The sequence below is a fragment of the Micromonospora sp. BL1 genome, assembly GCF_003667485.1.
Taxonomy (GTDB): Bacteria; Actinomycetota; Actinomycetes; order Mycobacteriales; family Micromonosporaceae; genus Micromonospora; species Micromonospora tulbaghiae.
The window spans coordinates 1-4,316 of sequence record NZ_RCVK01000244.1 but is presented as its reverse complement, the minus strand read 5'-3'; the positions used below and the strand labels follow the sequence as shown (position 1 = coordinate 4,316).

Annotated in this window: 1 protein-coding gene; it reads left to right on the top strand. The window is 71.4% G+C overall.

The window, feature by feature from the left end:
* Positions 1–21: 21 nt before the first annotated feature.
* Positions 22–4,308 (top strand): discoidin domain-containing protein, encoded by a 4,287-nt coding sequence (locus EAD96_RS16585; RefSeq protein WP_121684962.1) that lies wholly within the window; start codon positions 22–24, stop codon positions 4,306–4,308.
* Positions 4,309–4,316 lie beyond the last annotated feature (8 nt).

The window sequence follows — 4,316 nt, the reverse complement described above, 5'->3', positions numbered from 1 at the left end:
GGAAGAAGGTGTCCGTCCACCATGTCCAGACTCCGTACCGGAATCGTCGCGGTGCTCGCCGCGGTCGGCCTGGTCGTCACCGCGGCCCCCGCCCCACCGGCCCTCGCCGCCGGCGGCCCGAACCTCGCCGCCGGGCGTACCGCCACCGCCAGCAGCGTCAACGGCCCCTACGTCGCGGCCAACCTGACCGACGGCAACCAGGGCAGCTACTGGGAGAGCAGCGGCGCGCTGCCCCAGTGGGCGCAGGTCGACCTCGGCACCAGCCGCGCCGTCGACCAGGTCGTGCTGAAGCTCCCGGCCGCCTGGGAGGCACGCACCCAGACGCTGTCCGTGCAGGCCAGCGCGGACGGCAGCGGCTTCACCACTGTCGTCGCCGCGGCGGGCCGTTCGTTCAGCCCGGCGGCCGCCAACACCGTGACGCTCGGCTTCACCGCCGCGAACGCCCGCTACCTGCGGGTCGTGATCACCGCGAACACCGGCTGGACCGCCGCGCAGCTCGCCGAACTGGAGGTGTACGGCGCGGCCACCTCCTCGACCAACCTGGCGCTCGGCCGGACCATGACCGAGAGCGGCCACGCCGACGTGTACGGCGCGGGCAACGCCAACGACGGCAACGCGGCCACCTACTGGGAGAGCCCGAACAACGCGTTCCCGCAGTGGGTCCAGGTCGACCTGGGCGCCGCCACCAGCGTCAGCCGGCTGGTGCTGCGGCTGCCGTCCGGCTGGGGCGCGCGCACCCAGACGATCACCGTGCAGGGCAGCACGAACGGCTCCACGTTCGGCACGCTCGTCGGCTCCGCGGCGTACGCGTTCGACCCGGGCGGCGGCAACACGGTGACAGTCACGGTGCCCACCGCGTCCACCCGGTACGTGCGGCTGCTGTTCACCGCGAACAGCGCCTGGCCCGCCGGGCAGCTCGCCGAGCTGGAGGTCTACGGCCCGGTCACCGGTGACACCCAGGCGCCGAGCGCGCCGGGCAACCTCGCGTTCACCGAGCCCGCCACCGACCAGGTGCGGCTGACCTGGACCGCGTCGACCGACAACGTGGGCGTCACCGGCTACGACGTGTACGCCAACGGTGTGCTGCGCACCAGCGTCGGCGGCACCACGCTCACGTACACCGACACCCAGCCGGCCGGGACCACAGTCTCCTACTACGTGCGGGCCCGGGACGCGGCCGGGAACGTGTCCGCGAACAGCAACACGGTCACCCGGACCGGCAACACCGGGGACACCGTCGCGCCCACCGCGCCCGGCAACCTGGGCTTCACCCAGCCGGCGAGCGGGCAGATCCGGCTGACCTGGACCGCGTCGACCGACAACGTGGGCGTCACCGGCTACGAGGTGTACGCCAACGGCACGCTGCGCACCACAGTGAGCGGGTCCACGCTCACGTACACCGACAGCCAGCCGGACAGCGCCACCGTCTCGTACCACGTCCGGGCCCGCGACGCCGCCGGGAACGTGTCCGCGAACAGCAACACCGTCACCCGCACCGGCAGCGGCACCGGCGGCACGAACCTGGCGGTCGGCAAGCCCGCCACCGCGTCGTCGATGGTGCACGTGTTCGCCGCCGCCAACGCCGTCGACAACGACGTCTCCACGTACTGGGAGGGTGCGCCCGGCGCGTACCCGAGCACGTTGACGGTCGCGCTCGGCGCCAACGCGAGCATCAGCGCCGTCGTGGTGAAGCTCAACCCGGACCCGGCGTGGGGCGCGCGCACCCAGACGTTCCAGGTCCTCGGCCGGGAACAGTCCGCGTCCGGCTTCACCAGCCTGGCCGGCTCCGCGACGTACTCCTTCAACCCGAACAGCGCCAACACGGTGACCGTCCCGGTCTCCGCGACCGCCGCCGACGTCCGGCTCCAGTTCACCGCGAACTCCGGTTCCTCCAACGGGCAGGTCGCCGAACTCCAGGTCATCGGCGTCCCGGCGCCGAACCCCGACCTCACCGTCACCGCCGTCACCGCGTCGCCGTCCGCGCCGGTGGAGACCGACGCGATCACGTTGTCCGCCACCGTGCGCAACGCCGGCACCGCGGCCTCCGCGGCCTCCGCCGTCACCCTCTACCTGGGTACGACGAAGGTCGGCACCGCCGCCGTCGGCGCGCTCGCCGCGGGCGCGTCGAGCACCGTCTCGGCCGACATCGGGGTACGCGACGCCGGCAGCTACCCGCTCACCGCGAAGGTCGACGAGTCGAACGCGGTGATCGAGCAGAACGAGGCGAACAACTTCTACACCAGCCCGACCGCGCTGACCGTCAGCCCGGTCGCCAGCTCCGACCTGGTCGCCTCCGCCGTCACCTGGTCACCCGGCACGCCGAGCGCCGGCGCAACCGTCTCCTTCGCGGTGACGCTGCGCAACCAGGGCACGATCGCGTCGGCCAGCGGTGCGCACGGCGTCACGCTGACGGTGCGCGACCAGTCCGGCGCGGTGGTCCGCACGCTCACCGGCTCGCACAGCGGCACGATCGCCGCCGGGGCCACCGCCGGCCCGGTGTCGCTGGGCACCTGGACCGCCGCCAACGGCCGGTACACGGTGCGGGTGGTGGTCGCCGACGACGCCAACGAGCTGCCGGTGAAGCGGCAGAACAACACCAGCGACCGGTCGCTGTTCGTCGGCCGCGGGGCCAACCTGCCGTACGACGCCTACGAGGCCGAGGACGGCACGACCGGCGGCGGCGCGCAGGTGATCGGCCCGAACCGCACCATCGGGGACCTCGCCGGGGAGGCGTCCGGCCGCCGCGCGGTCACGCTCGACACCACCGGCGCGTACGTCGAGTGGACCACCCGGTCGGCCGCGAACGCCCTGGTGGCCCGCTTCTCCATCCCGGACGCGCCGGGCGGCGGCGGGATCGACTCGACCATCAACGTCTACGTCAACGGCGTGCTGCACAAGCCGATGAGCCTCACCTCCAAGCACATCTGGCTCTACGGCGCCGAGGCCGGTCCCAGCGACTCGCCGAGCGCGGGCGCGCCCCGGCACCTGTACGACGAGGCGAACGTGCTGCTCGACACCACGGTCCCGGCGGGCAGCCGGATCCGCCTCCAGAAGGACCCGGCGAACACCACCACGTACGCGATCGACTTCGTCGACACCGAACTGGTGTCGCCGCGCGCCAACCCCGACCCGGCCCGCTACAGGGTGCCGACCGGGTTCAGCCACGCCGACGTGCAGAACGCGCTCGACGCGGTACGGATGGACACCACCGGCACCCTGGTCGGCGTCTACCTGCCCGCCGGCACGTACGAGACGGCGCAGAAGTTCCAGGTGTACGGCAAGGCGGTGAAGGTCGTCGGCGCCGGCATGTGGTACACCCGCTTCCAGACGCCGCGCAACCAGCAGAACACCGACGCCGGTTTCCGGGTCGAGTCCTCGGCCAGCGGCTCCACGTTCGCCCACCTGGCGTTCTTCGGCAACTACACCAACCGGATCGACGGGCCCGGCAAGGTGTGGGGCGAACTGAAGGACGTGGACGACCTGACGCTGGACAGCGTCTGGGTGGAGCACACCGTCTGCGCGTACTGGGGGGTGAGCGTGGACGGGCTGACCATCCGGGACAGCCGGTTCCGCAACACCTTCGCCGACGCGGTGAACATGACCAACGGCAGCACGAACAACCTGGTCACCAACTCGGAGGGCCGCTCCAACGGCGACGACGCGTTCGCGCTTTTCTCCGCCACCGACCAGGGCGGCTCCGGCGGCAACCACGGCAACGTGTTCGAGAACCTGACCGCCACGCTGACCTGGCGGGCAGCAGGGCTCGCGGTGTACGGCGGCTACGACAACGTGTTCCGCAACCTCTACATCGCCGACCAGCTCACGTACTCGGGCATCACGATCAGCTCGCTGGACTTCGGCTACCCGTTCGTCGGGTTCGGCGCCAGCCCGCCCACCCGGTTCGAGAACATCTCGCTGATCCGCTCCGGCGGGCACTTCTGGGGCGCGCAGACGTTCCCGGCGATGTGGTTGTTCTCGGCGTCGAAGGAGTTCCGCGGCATCCGGGTGAGCGACGTGGACATCGTCGATCCGACGTACTCGGGGATCATGTTCCAGACCAAGTACAACGGCAGCCAGCCGGAGAACCCGATCACCGACACGGTGCTGACGAACGTGTCGATCTCCGGTGCGCGGCGCAGCGGTGACGCGTTCGACGCGAAGTCCGGCTTCGGCATCTGGGCCAACGAGATGCCCGAGGCCGGTCAGGGCCCCGCGGTCGGCGCGGCGACGTTCACCAACCTCCGCCTGACCGACAACGCCCAGGACATCAAGAACACCACAACAACCTTCACCATCACCCGCAACTAACCCCCGCC

Excerpts from the sequence above, each read along its gene's own strand:
- EAD96_RS16585 (WP_121684962.1), top strand. The coding sequence starts at position 22 with ATGTCCAGACTCCGTACCGGAATCGTCGCGGTGCTCGCCGCGGTCGGC.